Source organism: Actinokineospora fastidiosa (assembly GCF_014648415.1).
Lineage (GTDB): Bacteria > Actinomycetota > Actinomycetes > Mycobacteriales > Pseudonocardiaceae > Actinokineospora > Actinokineospora fastidiosa.
On record NZ_BMRB01000003.1, the window covers coordinates 645259 to 662792 of the forward strand.

13 protein-coding genes and 2 tRNA genes are annotated in these 17534 nt (G+C 70.8%); 9 read left to right on the top strand and 6 right to left on the bottom strand.

Annotated elements, in window-relative coordinates; all coding sequences use genetic code 11:
• Positions 1–297: 297 nt before the first annotated feature.
• Genes IEY98_RS21950 through IEY98_RS21970 form a run of 5 tightly spaced genes read left to right on the top strand, consistent with a single transcriptional unit; the run spans position 298 to position 6994 of the window.
• Entirely contained in the window at positions 298–1272 is a 975-nt protein-coding gene (locus tag IEY98_RS21950) for an ABC transporter permease (RefSeq protein WP_189212430.1), read from the top strand.
• Between the two features lie 12 nt (positions 1273–1284).
• Positions 1285–2244, top strand: a complete 960-nt coding sequence (locus IEY98_RS21955) for an ABC transporter permease (protein ID WP_189212431.1) — start codon at positions 1285–1287, stop codon at positions 2242–2244.
• Positions 2241–4346 (top strand): ABC transporter ATP-binding protein, encoded by a 2106-nt coding sequence (locus IEY98_RS21960; RefSeq protein WP_258906126.1) that lies wholly within the window; start codon positions 2241–2243, stop codon positions 4344–4346. The genes IEY98_RS21955 and IEY98_RS21960 overlap by 4 nt, the downstream gene beginning before the upstream one ends.
• Before the next feature lie 24 nt (positions 4347–4370).
• Positions 4371–6062: an ABC transporter family substrate-binding protein gene (locus IEY98_RS21965; RefSeq protein ID WP_229787170.1), complete on the top strand. Its 1692-nt coding sequence runs from the start codon at positions 4371–4373 to the stop codon at positions 6060–6062.
• A gap of 38 nt (positions 6063–6100) precedes the next feature.
• Positions 6101–6994 carry a hypothetical protein gene (locus IEY98_RS21970; RefSeq protein WP_189212432.1) on the top strand — a complete coding sequence of 298 codons (894 nt, stop codon included), beginning with the start codon at positions 6101–6103 and terminating at the stop codon, positions 6992–6994.
• On the opposite strand, the gene IEY98_RS21975 is transcribed toward IEY98_RS21970, so the two are convergent.
• The 4 genes from IEY98_RS21975 to IEY98_RS21990 all read right to left on the bottom strand — a co-directional run bounded on the left by IEY98_RS21975 (position 6991) and on the right by IEY98_RS21990 (position 11850).
• Positions 6991–7524: a DUF2087 domain-containing protein gene (locus IEY98_RS21975; RefSeq protein ID WP_189212433.1), complete on the bottom strand. Its 534-nt coding sequence runs from the start codon at positions 7522–7524 to the stop codon at positions 6991–6993. The two genes, IEY98_RS21970 and IEY98_RS21975, sit on opposite strands and share 4 nt — an antisense overlap.
• Positions 7525–7610: 86 nt before the next feature.
• Positions 7611–7687, bottom strand: a tRNA-Met gene (locus IEY98_RS21980).
• 1018 nt (positions 7688–8705) lie between these two features.
• Positions 8706–8779: transfer RNA gene (locus tag IEY98_RS21985), tRNA-Met, on the bottom strand.
• 80 nt (positions 8780–8859) lie between these two features.
• Positions 8860–11850: a UPF0182 family protein gene (locus IEY98_RS21990; protein WP_189212434.1), complete on the bottom strand. Its 2991-nt coding sequence runs from the start codon at positions 11848–11850 to the stop codon at positions 8860–8862.
• A gap of 149 nt (positions 11851–11999) precedes the next feature.
• On the opposite strand from IEY98_RS21990, the gene IEY98_RS21995 reads away from it, so the two are divergent.
• A complete protein-coding gene (locus tag IEY98_RS21995) occupies positions 12000–12506 on the top strand; it encodes a PPA1309 family protein (RefSeq protein WP_189212435.1) in 507 nt (168 codons plus the stop codon).
• Positions 12507–12532: 26 nt separating this feature from the next.
• On the opposite strand, the gene IEY98_RS22000 is transcribed toward IEY98_RS21995, so the two are convergent.
• Positions 12533–13633 carry a YlbL family protein gene (locus IEY98_RS22000; RefSeq protein ID WP_229787172.1) on the bottom strand — a complete coding sequence of 367 codons (1101 nt, stop codon included), beginning with the start codon at positions 13631–13633 and terminating at the stop codon, positions 12533–12535.
• Between the two features lie 78 nt (positions 13634–13711).
• On the opposite strand from IEY98_RS22000, the gene IEY98_RS22005 reads away from it, so the two are divergent.
• Together IEY98_RS22005 and IEY98_RS22010 are read left to right on the top strand one after the other, a co-directional pair.
• Complete coding sequence (locus IEY98_RS22005; protein ID WP_189212436.1) at positions 13712–14992, top strand: zinc-dependent metalloprotease; 1281 nt, start codon at positions 13712–13714, stop codon at positions 14990–14992.
• Positions 14989–15336, top strand: a complete 348-nt coding sequence (locus IEY98_RS22010) for a VOC family protein (RefSeq protein ID WP_189212437.1) — start codon at positions 14989–14991, stop codon at positions 15334–15336. Before IEY98_RS22005 ends, IEY98_RS22010 begins: the two co-directional genes overlap by 4 nt.
• Here the strand turns inward: IEY98_RS22010 and IEY98_RS22015 are convergent.
• Entirely contained in the window at positions 15323–15850 is a 528-nt protein-coding gene (locus IEY98_RS22015; protein WP_229787174.1) for a M48 metallopeptidase family protein, read from the bottom strand. The genes IEY98_RS22010 and IEY98_RS22015 overlap by 14 nt on opposite strands.
• A gap of 375 nt (positions 15851–16225) precedes the next feature.
• Here IEY98_RS22015 and IEY98_RS22020 point away from each other — a divergent pair, with 375 nt between their 5' ends.
• Complete coding sequence (locus IEY98_RS22020) at positions 16226–17530, top strand: ABC1 kinase family protein (protein WP_189212524.1); 1305 nt, start codon at positions 16226–16228, stop codon at positions 17528–17530.
• Positions 17531–17534 lie beyond the last annotated feature (4 nt).

Here is a 17534-nt window from a genome sequence, read left to right on the forward strand (position 1 = left end):
GGACCGCCGCCCGGCGCTCACCCAATGGAGTGGATCACTGACCGCCGCGGCTACCCGATCGGCCCAGTCGGGACCGGTTCGACGTAGTCACCCGAATGGCGCTGCGACCTGCACGGCCCTGTGGCCGGAATCACCTATAGCAACCACCCATACGGGGCTAGCCGCCTCCGTCTCCGAGCTGTAACCGGATTCCCTACTAAAGTAGGTTCCTCGCCAGACCTCCACGGCCGAACATCCCATCTTCGTGACTGTCGCGTGCAGGCCCCGACCGGGCCGTACCGGAAGGCCCTTTCTGACGTGATCGGATTCCTCGTCCGACGCCTGGCGAACTACATCGTGTTGTGCCTGGTGGCGACGTTCCTGGCGTTCGCCCTCGCCTCGCTGACGTTCGACCCCATCGGCATCCTCATGCAGCGGAACCCGCCGCCGCCGGACGCCGTCATCCAGGCCAAACGCGTCGACCTGATGCTCGACCAGCCGATCCCCCAGCGGTTCCTCAGCTGGCTCGGCGGCGTCGTCCAGGGCGACTTCGGCCAGACCGTGGCCGGACACCCCATCACCGACGAGCTGGGCAGGAGGATCGGGGTCAGCCTGCGGCTGTTCCTGCTGGGCGTCACCATCGGCGTCATCTGCGGCGTCGTGCTGGGCGTGGTCAGCGCCATCCGCCAGTACAAGCTGACCGACCACGTGGCGACGCTGTTCTCCTTCGTCATCCTGTCCATTCCGGTCTTCGTGCTCGGCACGCTGCTCAAGCAGCCCGCCCAGGCGTTCAACGACCTCATCGGCAGCAACTACCTGCAGACCCTCGGCGAGGCCACACCGGGCTTCCAGGGCACCTGGTTCGAGTCCCTGGGCGACCGGCTGCGCTACCTGATCGTGCCGACGCTCACCATCGCCCTCGGCCAGATCGCCTTCTACAGCCGCTACCAGCGCAGCGCCATGCTCGACGTGCTCGGCAGCGACTTCCTGCGCACCGCCCAGGCCAAGGGCCTCACCCGGCGCCGCGCGCTGTTCAAGCACGGCCTGCGGACCGCGCTCATCCCGATGGCGACCCTGTTCGCGTTCGGGTTCGGCCTGCTCATCACCGGCGGCACGTTCACCGAGCGCATCTTCGGCTGGTACGGCATGGGCGACTGGCTCATCAGCGGCGTGACCGCCCAGGACACCAACGTCGTGGCCACCGTCACGCTGTTCATCGCGGTCCTGGTGCTCATCTCCGGCTGGCTGTCCGATGTGCTCTACGCCGCGCTCGACCCGCGAGTCCGGGTCTAGGGGGGACTGGAAATGGCGACTATCACCAGTGACGCGGCCGCCCCCGGCGCCAGCCCGGTCGACGGCGGGGCGCCCAAGCGCGAGCGGTCGGCGACGCGGTCGCGGCTCGTCCTGCGGCGGTTCCTGCGCCGCAAGGGCGCGGTGTTCGGCCTGATCGTGGTCGTGCTGCTGTACCTGATGGCCTTCCTCGGCCCGCTGATCTCCCCGTGGGGCTACGCGGAGCCGGACTACACCGCGTTCCTGCAGCCGCCGAGCGCCGAGCACTGGTTCGGCACCACCAAGATCGGCGAGGACGTGTTCGCGCAGGTCATGCGCGGTCTGCAGAAGTCGCTCACGATCGGTCTGCTGGTCGGGGTGATCTCCACGAGCGTGGCCGCGCTGGTCGGCGCGCTGGCAGGCTACTTCGGCGGCTGGGTGGACCGGACGCTGATGTGGGTGGTCGACCTGCTGCTCGTGCTGCCGTCGTTCCTGATCATCGCGGTGCTCAGCCCGGCGTTCAAGGGCGAGAGCTGGCTGCTGTTCGTGGCCCTGCTGGCCGCGTTCAGCTGGATGATCACCGCGCGGATCGTGCGCGGCATGACGCTGACCCTGCGCGAGCGCGAGTACGTCAAGGCCGCGCGGTTCATGGGCCAGTCCCCGCTGCGGATCATCTTCAAGCACATCGTGCCGAACATGGCCTCGCTGCTGATCATCGACGCGACCATCACCATCGGCGCGGCGGTCCTGTCGGAGACCGGCCTGAGCTTCTTCGGCTTCGGCGTGCAGCCCCCGGACGTCTCCCTGGGCACGCTCATCGCCACCGGGACCGACTCGGTGATCACCTACCCCTGGCTGTTCTACCTGCCCGCGGGCTTCCTCGTGCTGTTCGTGCTCGCGGTGAACCTGTTCGGCGACGGCCTGCGCGACGCGCTCGACCCGAGCTCCACGAGGGCTCGGAAGCGCGCAACCAAGAGCGAGGAGGAGTCGGAGTGACCGCCGCCGACCTGATGTTCGACGGGCCCACGCCGGAGGTGGACGGCCCGGTGCTGAAGGTGGACGACCTGCGGGTGTCCTTCCCCAGCGAGAGCGGCCGCGTGCGCGCGGTGCGCGGGCTGAGCTACGAGGTCGCGCCCGGCGAGGTGCTCGGCATCGTGGGCGAGTCCGGGTCGGGCAAGTCGGTGTCCTCGCTGGCCGTGATGGGGCTGCTGCCCGCCCAGGCGCGGGTGTCGGGGTCGATCCGGTTCCGCGGCAAGGAGCTGCTCGGCCTCGGCGACACCGAGCTCTCGCGCATCCGCGGCCGCCGGATCTCGATGGTGTTCCAGGACCCGCTGTCCGCGCTGACCCCGGTCTACACCGTGGGCGACCAGATCGCCGAGGCGCTGCTGACCCACGGCAAGGGCAGGGTCAGCAAGCAGCAGGCGAACAACCGCGCGGTGGAGCTGCTGGACCTCGTCGGCATCCCGAACGCGGCCCAGCGCGCCAAGGCGTTCCCGCACGAGTTCTCCGGCGGCATGCGCCAGCGCGCGGTCATCGCCATCGCGATCGCCAACGACCCCGACCTGATCATCGCCGACGAGCCGACGACCGCGCTGGACGTCACCGTGCAGGCGCAGGTGCTGGAGGTGCTCAAGACCGCCCAGGAGGTCACCGGCGCGGGCATCGTGATCATCACCCACGACCTCGGCGTGGTCGCCGGGTTCGCCGACCGGCTGATGGTCATGTACGCCGGGCGCGCGGTGGAGACCGGCCCGGTTGACGAGGTGTACCCGCACCCGCGCATGCCGTACACGCTGGGCCTGCTCGGCTCCATCCCGCGGCTGGACGCCGACGAGAAGCAGCCGCTGGTCCCGATCGAGGGCCAGCCGCCGTCGCTGGTGGAGCTGCCGCCGGGCTGCCCGTTCGCCCCGCGCTGCCCCATGGCGGTCGAGGCGTGCACCACCGCGGAGCCGCCGCTGGCCGAGGTCGCGCCCGGGCACCACGCGGCGTGCATCCGCAGCGACGAGATCGCCGGGACCGACGCCGACGCGGCCGAGGTGTACGGCGTGGACGTCGTCGAGGAGCCCCCGATCGCCGCGGTGCCCCGCGAGCAGCGGGAGACCGTGCTGGAGGTCCAGGACCTGGTCAAGGCGTACCCGCTGACCAAGGGCTCGGTGTTCAAGCGCACCATCGGCAGCGTCCGCGCCGTCGACGGCATCAGCTTCGACATCCGCACCGGCGAGACGCTCGGCCTGGTCGGCGAGTCCGGCTGCGGCAAGACCACCACGCTCATGGAGATCCTGGGCCTGGAGAAGCTGCAGTCCGGCCGCATCGCCGTGCTCGGCAAGGAGACCACCGCGCTCGACCGGACCGCCCGCAAGGCGATCCGGCGGGACATGCAGGTCGTGTTCCAGGACCCGATGGCCGCGCTCGACCCGAGGATGCCCATCAGCGACATCCTCGCCGAGCCCATGCAGGTGCACGGGTATTCGCAGGCGCAGATCGACGCCCGGGTGCCCGAACTGCTCGACCTGGTCGGCCTGCGGCGCGAGCACGCCGACCGCTACCCCGCCGAGTTCTCCGGCGGGCAGCGCCAGCGCATCGGCATCGCCCGCGCGCTGGCCCTGGAGCCCCGGCTCATCGTGCTCGACGAGCCGGTGTCCGCATTGGACGTCTCGATCCAGGCGGGCGTGATCAACCTGTTGGACGAGCTGAAGGCGAAGCTCGGCCTGTCCTACCTGTTCGTCGCCCACGACCTGTCGGTGGTGCGCCACATCGCCGACCGGGTCGCGGTGATGTACCTGGGCAAGATCATCGAGATCGGGTCGGTGGAGAAGGTGTTCGGCGCGCCCGAGCACCCCTACACCCAGGCCCTGCTCTCGGCGATCCCGATCCCGGACCCGGTCGTCGAGCGGCGCCGGGAGCGGATCATCCTCACCGGCGACCTGCCCAGCCCGGCCAATCCGCCGCAGGGGTGTCGGTTCCACACCCGCTGCTTCAAGTTCGCCGCCCTGCCGGAAGCGCAGCGGGCGTTGTGCCTCGACCAGGAACCGGACCTCGACGGCGCGGGGGACCACCGTGCCGCGTGTCACTATGCCGAGTCCCGCGCAGTCGTATAGCGGGCAAGAAGGAGGGTTACCCCCGTGAATCGCAGAAAGTGGACCGGTGTCGCCGCGTCCGTCACCGCGGCGGCCTTGGTGCTGACCGCGTGCGGCGGCGGCGACAACGACCAGGCAGGCGGCGGTCTGCAAGGGACCGACCAGGCCGCGCAGGGCTCGTGGGCCATCAACGAGCAGCCCTACGACCAGGTCAAGCAGGGCGGCGAGCTGAAGTGGCCGCTGGACGCGCTGCCGGACAACTGGAACTACAACCAGTTGAACGGCCCGCTGGTCGACCACGACTACATCCTCAGCGCGCTGATCCCGAAGCTGCACGTCGCGGACAAGGCCGGGAAGATCGTCGTCAACCCGGACTACCTGGAGTCGGCCACGCTGACCTCCCCGGACCCGCAGGTCGTCACCTACAAGCTGAACCCGAACGCCAAGTGGAGTGACGGCACGCCGATCGGCTGGGAGGACTTCGACGCCCAGTTCAAGGCGCTGAACGGCACCAACGAGGAGTTCTCGGTCGCGGGAACCACCGGCTACGAGGACATCGAGAAGGTGGAGAAGGGCGCGGCCGACAACGAGGTCGTCGTCACCTTCAAGAAGAAGTTCGCGGAGTGGACCTCGCTGTTCAGCCCGCTCTACCCGAAGTCGCTGAACGCCGACCCGAAGACCTTCAACGAGGGCTGGATCGACGGCCCGAAGGCGACCGCGGGCCCGTTCAAGATCGAGACCATCGACCAGACCGCCAAGCTGGTCAGCGTGGTCCCGGACCCGAACTGGTGGGGCCGCAAGCCCAAGCTGGACAAGATCACCTTCCGGGTGGTCGAGCGCGCCGCGCTGGCCGACTCGCTGGCCTCCGACGCCATCGACTGGTACAAGATCGGCTCCAGTGTGGACAACTTCCAGCGGGCCAAGGCCATGCAGGGCGTCGAGGTCCGCGAGGCCCCCGGCAAGTCCTACAACCACATCACCTTCAACGGCGCCGAGACCTCGATCCTGGCCGACCAGAAGCTGCGTGTGGCGGTCATGAAGGCCATGGACCCGAACGTCTACGCCAAGGGCATCCTCGGCCCGATCGTGGCCGACCCGAAGGCGCTGGGCAACCACTTCTTCCTGCAGGGCACCGCGAACTACGTGGACAACTCCGCCCCGATCAAGGCCGACAAGGAGGCCGCCAAGGCCGACCTCGAGGCCCTGGGCTGGAAGATGGACGGCGAGTTCCGCAAGAAGGACGGCAAGCAGCTGGACATCCGCATCGTGTCCACCGCGGGCAACCCGATCTCCGAGCAGATCTCCAAGCTGACCCAGGCGCAGCTCAAGGAGGTCGGCGTCAACGTCATCATCGACGCGCAGCCCTCGGCGACGTTCTTCAGCGACTTCGTCAACACCGGCAACTTCGACATGGTCGGCTTCGGCTGGTCGCAGACGCCTTGGCCGATCAGCTCGTCCAAGGGCATCTACTACCTCGACCCGAACAGCGTGAACCAGAACTTCGGCCGGATCGGCTCCGAGGAGATCAACAAGCTCCTCGACCAGGCCAACGCCGAGCTGGACGACGCCAAGCGCGTCGAGCTGACCAACCAGGCCGACAAGCTCATCTGGGAGGCGGGCCACCACCTGCCGCTGTACCAGGTGCCGGGCGCGGTCGCCGTGGACGCCAAGCTGGTCAACTTCGGCGCCTTCGGCGTCGCTGACCCGGACTACACCGCCATGGGCTTCGCAGCCTGACGATGGTCGAGTCCACCGGGCCGCGCGCATCCTCCTGGGTGCGCGCGGCCCGTCACGTTCTCCTGGCCACCGCGCTCGTCGTGCTGGTCTGCGGCCTGGTCGGCGGGATGTCGCTGGCCACCTACCGCGCCCTCGACGCCTCGCTGGCGGGGCTGTCGGAGGTCGTCACGGGCACCGTGACGCCGCTGGGCGGGTCCGTGGTCCGCGCCGAGTGGACATCGCCGGACGGCCTCGCGCACTCGGCGGACATCCCGCTGGCGGTGACCCCGCCGCCCGCCGAGGCGCCCGCCACGATCGCCTACGACCCGCGCGCCCCGCACCGCGCCGTCGTCCCGGGCGCCGAAATCTTCGCTGACGCCGACCGCGCGCTGGGCGGGGTGGTGTTCACGGCCCTGGTGACCGTCCTGACGGCCGCGCACGTCGTTTGGCTGGCCGTGAGCCGGACCCTGCTGCTGCGGCGCTCACCGACGCGTCTGGCGGTGCGCAGGCTCCGCGTGCAGCGCGGGCTGCTGACCCGGTCGTACCTGGAGACCGAGTCGGGACCGCGGCGCTGGGTCCCGGTCTACTTCGACCCCGCCCTGCCTACCCTGCCGACGCCGACCGTGGTCGAGGCCTACGGCGACCCCCGACGCAACCGTTTCGTCGCGTTCCGGGTGAACGGCGTCACCCTGTTCCCGTCCGGCCGGGTCCGCGCGACAGAGCCGCCCGGGCGCCGCACGGACAACGCCGCCGTCCCGGACGCCCCCGAGTCGGTGCCCGGCATGGCCCGGCAGTTCCGCGTGGACGCGCCCGCCGCGCTGTCGGCGCCCCTGGTGGGCCTGTTCTGGGCGTACATCGACAGCAGCGGCTTCCCGGGCTGGCTCGCCGCCACCGCGCTCACCGCGGCGCTGGCCTTCTGGGTGTGGGCCGTCCGCGGCTCCGACCCGTCCTAGGTGTAGCCGCCGGAACGCCAGTACACCCCGGCTTCGCGGCTGAGCAGCCCGGCGTCCACCAGGTACCGCCGCACGGTGACGAAGTCGACCCCGCCGCCCTCGCACCAGGCCCGCAGCACCACGTCGACCTCCTTCTCCCCGTACCGCACCCCGGGCTCGAAGGCCTGCACGACGTGCTCCAACACCACCTGCCGCTTGGCCGCCTGCGCGGGCATCCCCACGAGCCGCCCGTCGCGCACGAAGGCCCGCACCACGCCCTCGACCCGCTGGTCGGCGTACCCGAACGACTCCGGCTCCTCGGCCGCACCCCGCGCCGCCGCCTTGACGACCTCGGCACGCACGGCCATGCCGGACACCAGCCCGCCGTCGCGCAACTTCAGCAACGCGCGCCCCACCTGCCGCGCCGACAACCCGGTGACCCGCTCAACCTCGCCGGTGTCGGCCGCGCCGAGCACCAGGGCCGCGAACACCCGCAGCCGCTCCTCCTCGGCCAACAGCCCGACCACGTCCCGCGCCGAAAGCTCACCCATGGCCCACAGCCAACCAAACCGGGCGCCGGGCCCAAACCCAATAACGCGCGAAAGGCCCGATCTGGTGTGGATCGGGCCTTTCGCGGTGGTAGCGGGGACAGGATTCGAACCTGCGACCTCTGGGTTATGAGCCCAGCGAGCTACCGAGCTGCTCCACCCCGCGTCGGTAAGTACAACTATACACACCCTCGGGGTCGGCTTTCACGGGGGTCTTCTTGGGGGTCGATCGGGCGGTCTTCTGGGTGGTGGAGCGCGTTTTTGCGGTGTTCGAGGGATTGCTGCGGCCGTGCTTGCCCCCGCTGGGCTTCGCTGTGCCGTTTCTGCGGCCGCAGCTGATTTGCTCGGCGCTCGGGGTGGTTGCCCCGGCACTCGCGGCTGAGTCCTCTTGTGCCCCGGGCTGGCGGTCGCGTGGGTGGTTCGCGAGTTGCTTCTTGGTGTCCGATGGGGCGAACTCGCATTCGCGGGGCCCCTAAGCGAGACGGCGCGGCGCGGAAAGAAGGGCGGAGCGGCGAAGCCGTTCCGCGCCGAGCGAGGGTAGCACCGTCTCGCTCCCCACGAATGCGAGTCCACCCCATCGGACAGTTACCAGGGGCGCGTCCCGTTCCCCAGTGATCCCGCTGCTCCCCCGCGTTCCGCCCCAAAGCCTCATCCCTTCACCCCTCACCTCTCCGCCCCCTCACTCCTCCGCCCCTTCGCTCCTCCGCCCCTTCACCTCTCCACCCCTTCACTCCTCCACCCCTTCACCACTCCGCCCCCTCACCACTCCGCCCAATCAGTCCTCCGCCCCTTCGCCTCTCCACCCCTTCAACCGTCGGCCCCAAGCTCGGCCACTCCACTCCAACCAACCGCTCCCGGCCCGGCCCTTCCAGCGGGCTACTCCACGCCCCAACGACTTCCACCTCCCCTTACACCCCAACCACTTCCACCCTCACCACTCACCCCATCCCCCACGCCACCACATCTCGCCCACACCGCTCCCCACCCACACCACTCCCCGCACCCACCACTCCCCCACACCCACCACAACGACTGCTCCCCCTACCCACCACAACGGACCACCCCAAACCCGCCCACCCACCCTCGCGGGATACCGCACCGTGGGGGTCTGGGGGCTCGGCCCCCAGGCAAAATGCGAAAGAGCCCCATCCGCGCTTTCCGCGGATAGGGCTCTCCCAACTCTGTAGCGGGGACAGGATTCGAACCTGCGACCTCTGGGTTATGAGCCCAGCGAGCTACCGAGCTGCTCCACCCCGCGTCGGTAAGGGGAACTCTACGTTACGGGGAAGTCCGGATGCAAATCGGCCCCGGGGCTGCGGGCCCCGGGGCCGATTTCGATCAGCCGCCGCCGTTGGGGGACGGGGTGGGTGACGGGGACGGGCCGGGGGGTGAGCCGCCGGTCTGTTCCTGCTTGGCCTTCGCCTCGTTGTACTGGTCGGCGGCGGCTTCCAGTTCCGCCAGGGCCTCGCCCTGGGCGGCGAAGTCGCCGGACTGCTGGGCGGCCTTGAGCTTGGCCAGGGCGGCGTCCAGCGCCTGCACCGCGGCGGCCACGTCGGCGTTGGCGTCTCCGCCGTTGCCGGGGCCGGTGGGCGGCGGGGTGGTGGGCGTGGTCGGCGGCGGGTCGTCGCCCTCCTCGCCGGGCGGGGTGGCCGGTTGGCCGGTGCCCGCGCCGATGGCCTTCTCCAGGGCCTCGGAGACCGTGGCCGCGAAGCCGACGCGGTTGTTGAACGACACCAGCACGCGGGCCAGCTGCGGGAAGGCGTCGTCGTCCTTGCGCTGGATGTAGATCGGTTCGACGAACAGCAGGCCCTCGGCCAGTGGCAGGGTCAGCAGGTTGCCGAACTTGACGTCGACCGTCGGGTTCTGGATCAGCGTCCGGTTCTCGGTGACCTCAGGGGTCGTCAGGAACCGGTTCTGCACCTGCCCGGGGCCCTCGATCTGGCTCGTTCCCGCGCTCGGCAGTCTCAGGACGCTGATCTGCCCGTAGTTCTCCGGGTCCGACGACACCGACACCCACGAGGCCAGGAACGCGCGGTTGAGGAACGTCAGCGCGCTGGTGATCTGGAAGGTGGCGTCCTCCTGGCCGGGGATCTGCGCGAGCACGTAGTACGGCGGCTGCTTGGCGCCGGTGGTGCCGGTGTTGGTGCCGCCGCCCTCGGTCGGGTCGACCGGGACGTTCCAGAAGCTCTTCTGGGAGAAGAACTCGTTGGCGTCCTGCACGTGGTACTTCGACAGCAGTTCGCGCTGGACCTTGAACAGGTCCTCCGGGTAGCGGAAGTGCGAGCGCAGGTCGTCGGACACCGCGCTGCTGGGCAGCACCGTGCCGGGGAAGACGCCCATCCACGCCTTGAGGACCGGGTCCTCCTCGTCGATCGCGTACAGCTTCACGCTGCCGTCGAAGGCGTCGACGGTGGCCTTCACCGAGTTGCGGATGTAGCTGATGGTGCGGTTCTCCTGGCGCACCACGCCCGCCAGGGAGTCGCTCGTGGCCTCGCCGAGTGGGGTGCGCTGGGAGTACGGGTAGTTCTCCAGCGTGGTGTAGCCGTCGATGATCCACTGGATGCGGCCGTCGATCACCGCGGGGTACGGGTCGCCGTCGAGGGTCAGCCAGGGCGCGACCTTGGCCACGCGGTCGCGCGGGTTGCGGTTGTACATGATCCGCGTGCCGTCGACGATCTGGCTGGAGAACAGGATGTTCCGCTCGCCGTAGTGCAGCGTGAACGCCAGCTTGTTCATCAGCCCGTCGATGGGCACGCCGCCCTTGCCCGCGTAGGAGTAGGTCTGCGAGGCGGTGTCGTACTCCATGGGCGCGCCGTCGTTGCGGCCGCCGACGATGGCGTAGGTGTCGGTGGACAGCTCGCCGTAGTAGATGCGCGGCTCCGTCAGGCCGAACGGGCCCTCGCGGGTCAGGTCGCTGATCTTGAAGACCGGGAAGCCGCCCTCGCCGCCCGCGTCCTGCAGCGCGGAGTTGATCGTGTTCGCGGGCGCGGCGACGAAGCCGTTGCCGTGCGTGTAGATCATGTGCCGGTTGATCCAGGTGCCCTGGGTCTCGGTCAGCCCGCTGGTCTTGATCTCGCGCGCGGCGACGATGTAGTCCTGCGTCTTGCCGTCGATGGTGTACCGGTCGACGTCGAGCTTGGTCGGGAAGCCGTAGAAGTTCTCCGCGCCCGCGCGCTGGGTGAACGTCGGGGCCAGGATGTTCGGGTCCAGCAGCCGGATGTTGGAGATGGTGTTGACGCTGGCTTCCTGCTGGCGGATCTGGGCGGGCGTCGCGGTGCTCACGCCCGGGTAGTCGAGGGTGCTCACCTTGTCGTCGGTGATGCCGAAGCCGAGCTTGGTCGCGGCGATGTTGCGTTGGATGGACTCGGCCTCCTTGGCGTTCTCGTTCGGCCGGACCGAGAACTGCTGCACGATCGCCGGGTAGGCGACGCCGATGAGGATGCCGGAGAGCACCAGCAGCGCGGTGGCGATCGCGGGCAGCTGCAGGTTGCGCAGGAACGCGCCGACGAAGAACGCCACGGCGCAGAAGCCCGCGATGAACATCAGGATCAGCTTGGCGGGCAGCACCGCGTTGAGGTCGGTGTACGTCGCGCCGCTGAAGAGCGGGTTGCGCTCGGAGAACAGCAGCTCGTAGCGCTCGAAGAAGTAGTCGACCGCGTACACCAGCACGAACACGCCAGCGGTGATCGACAGCTGCATGCGCGCGGGCCCGGCGAGCTGCCCGCCCTTACCCGCCAGCCGGATGCCGCCGAAGATGTAGTGGGTGATCAGCGCGCCGAAGAACGCCAGGGCGACGGCGACGAACAGCCAGCTGATGATCCAGGTGATGAACGGCAGCGTGAACGCGTAGAACCCGATGTCGATCTGGTACTCCGGGTCCAGCGTGCCGAACGAGGTGGCGTTGAACGCCAGCTGCACGCGCTGCCAGTCGCCCTGGGCGGCGGACCCGGCGATCAGGCCCACGACGGCCGGGATGCCGATGCCGAACAGCCGGACCCGCTGCACGATGGTCGAGCGGTACCGGGCGAGCGGATCGTCGGCGCTGCCGACCGGCACGAACACCGGGCGGGTGCGGTAGGCGATCCACAGGCTCAGCGCGAGCACGCCGCCGACGAACGCGCCGACGATGAAGAACAGCGCGATCCGCGTGATGATCATGGTGGTGAACACCGAGCGGAACCCGACCTCACCGAACCACAGCCAGTCCACATACGTCCCCAGCAGCCGGGAGCCCAGCAACAGGATCAGCAGGACGGCGGCGCCGAGGATGAGCAGGATGCGGCTGCGCCGGGACAGCTTCGGCAGGCCGATCGGGGGCCGAGTGGCCACTGGACACACTCCAGGGTCGCTTGCTTGTCGTCTGGCCGGGCCAGGTCGTGACTGGCCCTGACCGTTCAACTCTACGAGGGCCGGTTCAGGTTCCCACGGCGGTGTCCGAATGGTGCGGAATTCGGCTGTGGATCGCCGGGGGTGCGAGGATGACCGGCGTGAGCGAGCCCAGTTCCGCCCTGCCGTCGGTCGCCCGCGAGGTCGAGGAGTTCGTCCATTCCGGGGGCTGGGACCAGCGCCCCCAGCTGTTCGCCCTGGTGCCCACCGAGCACCTGCTGCGCGAGCAGCCGGACCTGGCTGGCCAGGTCGACCCGGAGTCCCCGCTGACCCCCATCGCCCAGGACAGCCTCCCCGACGGCGACCTCGGCGCGGCGCTGGCCGGGATCATGTGGCCGGAGGCGGTCGCGGGCTGTGCGCTCGTGCAGGAGATCGTCATGCTGCCCCCGGACGCCGAGGCGGACCTGCCCGACGCCGAGGACGCCATGGCCCGGGTCGCCGCGTCGCACCCGATGGCCAGGGAGGCCCGGCTGGTGGCCGCGGTGCTGCGCGAGGGCGCGACGGCGTGCGTCGTCCGCGTCCGCGACATCGACGAACTGGTCGAGAACCCGCAGCTGGCGCCGAACCTGACCCGCGCCCTGCTGGCGACCTTCGACTAACCGGGCGCCGACTAACCGGCCGCCGACTAACCTGCCGTGCAGAGCGGCACCTGGCGGCCCGCCTCCAGGTCCTTCAGCGACTGCACCGCGCCCTCCAGGGTCTCCACGCGGACCAGCCGCAGGCCCTCGGGCGCGTTGTCCACGGCCTCGGCGCAGTTGGCAGCGGGCACCAGGAACGTCGTCGCCCCGGCCTCGGCGGCCGCGGTCATCTTGAACGCGATGCCGCCGATCGGGCCGACCACGCCCTGGGTGGTGATCTCGCCGGTCCCGGCGATGATCTGCCCGTCGGCCAGGTCGCCCTCGGTCAGCCGGTCCACGATGGCCAGGGAGAACATCAGCCCGGCCGACGGCCCGCCCACGTCCTCCAGGGTGATCGTCGTGGTGAAGTCGACCTCGGGCTGGTCGACGACGCCGAGCCCGATGAAGCCCTCCTCGCGGGCGTCTGCCCCGAAGGCCGCCGCGTCGCCGAGGGTGATGGTCGCGGTCTCGGTGACGCCGCCGCGCACGTAGGTGATCGGCACCGCGTCGCCGGGGCGGGTGCCCGCCAGCGCGGCGCGCACGTCGTCGGCCTGGGCGATCTTCCTGCCGTTGACCTCGGCGATCTCGTCGCCGGGAGCGAGCACCTTGTCGGCGGGCGCGCCGGTGGTGATCTGCTGGGCGATGACCTTCATCGGGTAGTCGAGGTGGCGCAGGGCGGCGGTCTCGGCGTTGCTCTGGGAGTCCTCGAACAGCTTGGTGTTCTGCTGCTCGATCTGCTCCTCGGTCTCCCCCGGCGGGAAGTACTCCTCGCGCGGGGCCAGCGCGAAGCGGCCGCTCACCCACAGCGCGAGCGCGCCGAACAGGGTGATGTCATCATTCACCGAGACGGTCGTCATGCGCAGCTGGCCGGTGGTCTCGTACGTCTGCTCGCCCTCGACCTGCACGATCGCCACGCCGTCGACGGAGCCGAGGGTGTCGTAGGTCGGGCCGGGGCCCAGCGAGACGTACGGGATGGGCACGGTCGCGCCGAGCACCGCGAACACCAAGGCCAGGACGAACCCGACGAGCACGGTCCAGCCGCGCCGGGACAGCCCGCGCTGGGAGTCGGGCGGGGCGGGAACCGGGTCCTGGGCGGCGACGGTGCTCACGAGCACACAGGGTACGTGCGTTCGCCATGGCGGATCACCTGACGTACCGGAGGCGGGCGTGCCGCGTACCGTGGACCTATGAACGAGTTCAAGTTCGGCTTCAGCCTGCCGGACCCCGACGACCGGGACAAGAACGAGAACCCGGACCAGGCCGGGCAGCAACCGAACCCGTTCGACGCGTTCGGGCAGCTCGGCCAGATGCTCAGCCAGCTGGGTCAGATGATGAGCCAGGCGAGCACGTCGAGCGGCCCGGTGAACTACGACCTGGCCAAGCAGATAGCCGTGCAGAAGCTGGGCGCCAGGCCCGGCTTCGCCGCCGACTCGGGCAAGGCGGTCACCGACGCGGTCCACCTCGCCGAGATGTGGCTCGACCCGGTCACCACGCTGCCCGCGGGCGCGGCCACCACCAGGGCGTGGACGGCGCGCGACTGGGTGGACGCCACGCTGCCCACCTGGCGGCGGCTGTGCGACCCGGTGGCCCAGCGCATGTCCGGCGCCTGGGTCGAGGCCCTCCCGGCGGAGGCCAAGCAGCAGGCGGGCCCGCTGCTGGCGATGGTCGGCCAGATGGGCGGCATGGCCTTCGGCTCGCAGCTGGGCCAGGCGCTGGCGCAGCTGGCCGCCGAGGTGCAGACCTCCTCCGACATCGGCCTGCCGCTGGGCCCGGAGGGCACGGCCGCGCTGCTGCCGGAGAACATCGAGGCGTTCACCAAGGGCCTGGAGCGGCCCTCCAGCGAGGTCATGGTGTTCCTGGCCGCGCGCGAGGCCGCCCACCAGCGGCTGTTCGCGCACGTGCCGTGGCTGCGCCAGCGGATGCTGGCCTCGGTCGAGGAGTTCGCGGGCGGCATCAAGGTCGACACCAGCGCGCTGGAGCAGCTCGCGGGCCAGTTCGACCCGATGAACCCCGAGTCGATCGAGCGGGCCATGCAGTCCGGCGTGCTCGAGCCGCAGACCACGCCGGAGCAGAAGGCGGCGCTGGCCCGCCTGGAGACCCTGCTCGCCCTGGTCGAGGGCTGGGTGGACGTCGTCGTCGGCGACGCGGTCGGCGACCGGCTGCCCGGCGCGGACGCGCTGCGCGAGACGCTGCGGCGCCGCCGCGCCTCCGGTGGCCCGGCCGAGCAGACCTTCGCCACCCTGGTCGGGCTGGAGCTGCGTCCGCGCAGGCTGCGCGCCGCCGCCGCGCTGTGGCGGCTGGTGACCGACCAGCACGGCATGGAGGTCCGCGACGGCCTCTGGGCCCACCCCGACCTGCTGCCCACCGCCGACGACCTCGACGACCCGATGGAGTTCGCCGACCGCCTCGGCCACGCCGACGTCGACCCGATCGCCGAGCTCAGGAAGACCGAGGGGACCGAGGAGTGAGGGCCCGGCTCGACCAGCTCGTCATCGACTGCCTCGAGCCCGCCGTCCTGGCCCGCTTCTGGGCCGGGCTGCTCGGCGGCGACGTGGTCGACCGCGCGTCCGGCTGGTCGCACACCGACCCGCCCGGCTTCCCCCGGCTGGCCTTCCAGCCGGTGCCGGACCCGCGCACGACCAAGAACCGGCTGCACCTCGACGTCGAGGTCGACGACATCCGCGCCGCCGCCGAGACCGCGGTCGGCCTCGGCGCGCAGCGGATGGGCGGGCTCATGTCCGACGCCAAGGGGTCCTTCCAGGTCATGCGCGACCCGGAGGGCAACGAGTTCTGCTTCGTCAGTCCTCCGTGAGCCCCCAGCCCGCCGCGGCGGAGAGGCCCTCCAGGTAGCCGACGGCGCGGTCGGTCCTGGGGTACTGGCGCACCAGCGCCCAGAACCGCGGGCCGTGCCCGGGTTCGAGCAGGTGGGCGAGCTCGTGCACGAGCACGTAGTCGAGCACCCAGGCCGGGACCCGGCGCAGCCGCTCGCTGATCCGGATCGTGCGGTCGATGGGCGTGCAGGAGGCCCAGCGGGTCCGCATGGGCGGGACCCAGCGGACCGACGCCGGGTCGCACTGGCCGCCGAAGTACTTCGCGGACAGCTCCTGGCAGCGCGCCAGCAGCGTGGCGTCCGACGACCGCGCGGGCGGACGCGCCGGGGCCTCGCTGCGCAGCAGCCTGCGCTGCATCTCGGCGACCCAGTGGGCCTCCTCTTTCTTGGACAGTCGGGCAGGGATCTGGACGATCAGGGTGTCACCGTCTCGATACGCGGTGACGGTGCGGGTGCGACGCTTGCTCCTGCGCACCTCGACGCGGGGTTCGGCCACGGCACAACGGTAAGGGTCCCCACCGACATCCCGGGAGCGGCATTTCGACCTGTGGACAACCGGCTCGGCCGTTCGGCCCAGCCGGGCAGACTGGACGCGTGACCACACCGACCCGCGCTCCCCCTTCCGTTGCAGCACAGGGCCTCCGGCGACATCGGCACCGCTGTCGACCGGCCGGTTCCGCGCGTGACCGACGCCACGGCCTGCCACCGGCCGCGGCCATCGGCCGAACGGCTCCCCCGACCACCACCGTCGGCCCACGACCCCTCACGCACCGGCGCCAGCGCGCCCGCCGCGGGCGGGATGTCCCGGGTATCACGCACGAACTGGCTGCGTGGGGCGGCCCGGGCAGGGAACAATCGGGTCGTGACCGAGATGCCACGCAAGACTGTCGCGCGGACGGCGCGGCTCGCCAGCATCCCGCTCGGGGTGGCGGGCCGGGCGGTCGGCGGCTGGGGGAAGCGGCTGGCCGGGCAGAGCGCGGACAAGGTCAGCGCCGAGCTGTCCGCGCGGACGGCCGAGCAGGTGTTCGCCGTGCTCGGGCAGCTCAAGGGCGGGGCGATGAAGTTCGGCCAGGCGCTGTCGGTGTTCGAGGCCGCGGTGCCCGACGAGCTGGCGGAGCCGTACCGGGAGGCGCTGACCCGGCTGCAGTCGGCCGCGCCGCCGATGAGCGCGTCCACCATGCACCGGGTGCTGGCCCAGCAGCTGGGCAGCGGCTGGCGCAAGCGCTTCACCGAGTTCGACGACCAGCCCGCGGCGGCGGCCAGCATCGGGCAGGTGCACCGGGCGGTGTGGCACGACGGGCGCGAGGTGGCCGTCAAGGTGCAGTACCCGGGCGCGGACGAGGCGCTGCTGTCGGACCTGCGGCAGCTCCAGCGGTTCAGCAAGCTGTTCCAGCCGCTGGTGCCGGGCATGGAGATCAAGCCGCTGCTGCGCGAGCTCGCCGACCGGATGGTCGAGGAGCTCGACTACCGCGCCGAGGCGGAGAACCAGCGCACGTTCGCCAAGGCGTTCGCAGGCGACCCGCACGTGCTGGTCCCGCGCGTCGTGGCCAGCGCGCCCAAGGTCACGGTCACCGAGTGGGTGGCGGGCAAGCCGCTGTCGGAGATCATCCGCGCTGGCGGCCGCGCCGAACGCGACGGCGCGGGGAAGCTGCTGTGCGAGTTCCACTTCTCCTCACCGGCCCGGGTGGGGCTCCTCCACTCGGACCCGCACCCGGGCAACTTCATGATCACGCCGGACGGCAGGCTCTGCGTGATCGACTTCGGCGCCGTGGCCCGCCTCCCGGAGGGCCTGCCGAGGCCGCTGGGCGTGATGACCCGGCTGTCCATCGAGGGCCGCTCGGCCGACCTGCTCCGCCTCATGCGCGACGAGGGCTTCGTCCGCGCGGGCATGGAGCTCGACGCCGAGGACGTCCTGGCCTACCTGGCGCCGTTCGCCGAGCCCGCAGCGGTCGAGACCTTCCACTTCAGCCGCCGCTGGATGCAGCGCCAGGCCGAGCGCGTGGGCGGCGGCCAGGACTTCAAGACCGGCCGCTCGCTCAACCTGCCGCCGCAGTACCTGCTGATCCAGCGGGTGACGGCGGGCGCGACCGGCATCCTGTGCCAGCTCGACGCCCACTTCTCGATGCGCCCGATCATCTCCCGCTGGCAGCCCGGCTTCGCCGACGAGGCCGCCTGACCGC

Excerpts from the sequence above, each read along its gene's own strand:
- IEY98_RS21995 (WP_189212435.1), top strand. The coding sequence starts at position 12,000 with ATGACCGGCGTGAGCGAGCCCAGTTCCGCCCTGCCGTCGGTCGCCCGC.
- IEY98_RS21955 (WP_189212431.1), top strand. The coding sequence starts at position 1,285 with ATGGCGACTATCACCAGTGACGCGGCCGCCCCCGGCGCCAGCCCGGTC.
- IEY98_RS22020 (WP_189212524.1), top strand. The coding sequence starts at position 16,226 with ATGCCACGCAAGACTGTCGCGCGGACGGCGCGGCTCGCCAGCATCCCG.
- IEY98_RS21975 (WP_189212433.1), bottom strand. The coding sequence starts at position 7,524 with ATGGGTGAGCTTTCGGCGCGGGACGTGGTCGGGCTGTTGGCCGAGGAG.
- IEY98_RS22005 (WP_189212436.1), top strand. The coding sequence starts at position 13,712 with ATGAACGAGTTCAAGTTCGGCTTCAGCCTGCCGGACCCCGACGACCGG.